Source organism: Streptomyces glaucescens, from assembly GCF_002154375.1.
Lineage (GTDB): Bacteria > Actinomycetota > Actinomycetes > Streptomycetales > Streptomycetaceae > Streptomyces > Streptomyces glaucescens.
This window is the reverse complement of the sequence record NZ_MUND01000933.1, coordinates 1-3082: the sequence shown is the minus strand read 5'-3', so window position 1 is coordinate 3082 and position 3082 is coordinate 1. Positions and strand designations below refer to the sequence as shown.

Genomic DNA, 3082 nt, shown 5'->3' with positions numbered 1-3082 from the left:
GTTCGACGACACCCCCTAGGTACTGCCGGGGACGCACCGCGGCCGTATCGCGGCACCTGCTCTCGCGTGGGCCGGACCGGCGCCGGTTCATCGACCCCAGCGGTTACGCCAACTGCGGGCTCCTCGGTCGATTCGGGGGCGGGGGAGGGGTTCGTCCGGCAGCATCGGCGCATGGTGAGTGCCGGGGTCCTGCGGGAGCATCTGGTGGCGGCCGGGCTGGCCGGGCGGGTGGCCACGGGACGCGAGGAGAGTCTGCGGAGTTATCGGTTGTTCGCGGCTCGGGATCCGCGGGTGCTGATCGGGGTTGATCCGGTGGGGGCGTGGCAAGTGCCGGATTTGGTGGAGTTGATGGCCGAAAGGTGTGGCGTTTCTGGTGACATGAGGTGCGTTTCGGGTCCGGATGTGATTGATCCGGAGCTGACCGTCGCCGCCCTGGACGCCTTCGCCGAGCGCATCGGGACCGCCGCCCGGCGGCGGGCGCCGGTGCTTCTCGGCACCGGGCACCCGCATCGGCTACTGGGCTTCTACGCCGCTTTGGCGGCCGCCCTGTCGGCGGCGGGATGTGCTGTCCTCACCCCGGCGAAGGGTCGCTGTGTCGACATATTGACCCGGTTCGGTCTACGTACACACAACCTCGACTACGTACGAGGAGTCGCGCTGGTGCGGGAATCCGGTGCCTTCACCCGTGGGTGTGCGACGGGCGCGCACACCCACTCCCCGCTGCCGGTCCGGACCGCGCTGGCGGCTGCCGCCGAGGTCGGCGGGCCCCTTCCGGAGCTGGTGATCGGGGATCACGGATGGGTCTGCGGAGCAGGTCAGCTGGGGTTCGAGGCCATTGGGCTGGCCGACACGGACGACCCCGCGCCATTCGTGGGGCAGGCGGAGGGGCGTGTGGCCGTAGTCGTTCCGGTCGATGACGCTGTGCGGTCCGCTTACTACCGTCCGCTTACCCGTTACGTACTCAATCGAGCGTGTCTGTCACAGTAGGCCGCCGAGCGGTGCACCTCTTCCCCACTTGCATCACCCGCCCCTAGTCTGGGGAGTGAGCACGCAGCGACGAAGAGTCACCGGAAGGGGAAGCCGGTGGCCGTCGAGTGCGGAAGGTTCAGGTGTGTCATGGCTGCAGCTGGCGAGAGGCCTCTGAGCGAGGTTCAGTTCCTTACCGTGGCGGAAGTCGCCTCGGTGATGCGAGTGTCGAAGATGACCGTGTACCGGCTGGTGCACAGCGGTCATCTGCCCGCGATCCGGGTCGGGAGGTCCTTCCGGGTCCCGGAGAACGCGGTACACGAGTACCTCCGCGACAGCTACGTGGGGGTGGAAACCGCCTGACGACGGTCCGGGGGGATCGACCCAGGACAGTTTTCGATCTCCCCGGCCACCTCGATTACGACCTCAGCGCTCGGGCGGGTAGGCTAGCCCCTCGTAGGTCGTGTGGGCCCATGGCGCCCAAACACCGAGTGATGAGAAGTGAGCGAGGGTAGTCGTGGGCTCTGTTATCAAGAAGCGGCGCAAGCGGATGGCCAAGAAGAAGCACCGCAAGCTGCTCAAGCGCACGCGCGTTCAGCGTCGCAACAAGAAGTAAGGCGACGCGGCGCAACGCTGCGGAAGCGTGTTCATGGCCCTCCACCGGTTCCGGTGGGGGGCCACACGCGTTTCCTCCATCTTTTCCGCCACGTCACGCTTCAGGCGGTCGTCACAGGGCGACACGCACCCGCTAAGTTGGCCGCAGGAGGGGAACGCGGCAGGCTAACGAGCAGGGACGCAGAGGACGTACGGCGGTACGAAGGAAGGCGCTGATCTTGGGCAAGGTCGTGCTCGTGACCGGAGTGGCCCGCCCGCTGGGGGGCCGGTTCGTACGGCGCATCCAGCGTGATCCGGAGGTGGACCGGGTCGTCGCCGTGGACGCGGTGCCGCCCGAGCACCATCTGGGCGGGGCCGACTTCGTCCAGGCGGACATCCGGCAGCCCACGATCGCCCGGGTGCTCGCGGAGACCGGCGCCGACACCGTGGTGCACATGGACGTCACGGCGAGCGGGCTGGCCGGCGGCAGCCGGGCCACGGTCAAGGAGACCAACGTCATCGGGACGATGCAGCTGCTCGGCGCCTGCCAGAAGTCCCCGGCGGTGCAGCGGCTGGTGGTGAAGTCCAGCACGAACGTGTACGGGTCCGCGCCGCGCGATCCGGCCGCGTTCACCGAGACCACCCCGCCCAAGTCGCTGCCCAGCGGCGGTTTCGCCAAGGACACGGTCGAGGTCGAGGGGTACGTCCGCGGGTTCGCCCGGCGGCGGCCGGACGTCGCCGTGTGCGTCCTGCGGTTCGCCAACATCCTCGGGCCGAGCCTGGACTCGCCGCTCGCCTCGTACTTCGCGCTGCCGGTGCTGCCGACGGTGTTCGGCTACGACCCGCGGCTGCAGTTCGTGCACGAGGACGACGTCATCGACGTACTGCGGCTGGCCTCGCACGAGCCGGCCCGGGGCACGCTCAACAGCGGCACCTTCAACATCGCCGGTGACGGCGTGCTGCTGCTCTCCCAGTGCTCGCGGCGGCTCGGCCGCCCCACGGTGCCGCTGCTGCTGCCCGCGGTCACCTGGGCCGGGTCCCTGGTGCGGACCCTGGGCATGACGGACTTCTCGCCCGAGCAGATCCGGCTGCTCACCCATGGCCGGGTGGTGGACACCACCCAGATGCGGGAGACCCTGGGATTCCGGCCGAAGTACACCACCGCGGAGACGTTCGCGGACTTCGTCCGCGGCCGCGGGCCCGGGCTGCTGCCGCCCGAGGCCCTGGCGGGTGCCGTCGACCGGCTCGCCGCCGCGCTGTCCGACGGCCCGGGAGCCGGTGGCTCCCCGGCCCCTTCCCCGAGTCACTCCCCGACGCACAGCGCCAACTGAGGAGCGCAGCAACGATGGCGGACGCCAAGGTCATTCCGTTCGACGACGACCGGTCCCGCGGGGGCGCCGTACAGCGGCCGTCGCGGCGCCGTGGCGCGGGCAGCCGGCGTGGGGGCGGCGAGCCGGCCCGGGGGCACGAGGCCGGCGAGGTCCAGGCCCTGCCCACCCGCCCGGCGCCGCGGGAGGACGAC

The 3082-nt window shown here is 70.3% G+C and carries 4 protein-coding genes and 1 pseudogene; all 5 read left to right on the top strand.

Going from position 1 to position 3082, the window contains the following annotated elements; translation table 11 throughout:
- Positions 1-171 precede the first annotated feature (171 nt).
- Positions 172-987, top strand: coding sequence for a phosphatase (locus CCN42_RS39465; protein WP_086741974.1), 816 nt, complete (start codon positions 172-174; stop codon positions 985-987).
- A gap of 129 nt (positions 988-1116) precedes the next feature.
- Positions 1117-1329: a helix-turn-helix domain-containing protein gene (locus tag CCN42_RS39460; protein WP_158101684.1), complete on the top strand. Its 213-nt coding sequence runs from the start codon at positions 1117-1119 to the stop codon at positions 1327-1329.
- Positions 1330-1483: 154 nt separating this feature from the next.
- Positions 1484-1582: a 30S ribosomal protein bS22 gene (locus tag CCN42_RS39455; protein ID WP_003948845.1), complete on the top strand. Its 99-nt coding sequence runs from the start codon at positions 1484-1486 to the stop codon at positions 1580-1582.
- 217 nt (positions 1583-1799) lie between these two features.
- Positions 1800-2891 carry an NAD-dependent epimerase/dehydratase family protein gene (locus tag CCN42_RS39450; RefSeq protein WP_245877680.1) on the top strand — a complete coding sequence of 364 codons (1092 nt, stop codon included), beginning with the start codon at positions 1800-1802 and terminating at the stop codon, positions 2889-2891.
- A gap of 14 nt (positions 2892-2905) precedes the next feature.
- Positions 2906-3082 (top strand): annotated as a pseudogene (locus CCN42_RS45370) (glycerol acyltransferase); the annotation flags it as partial.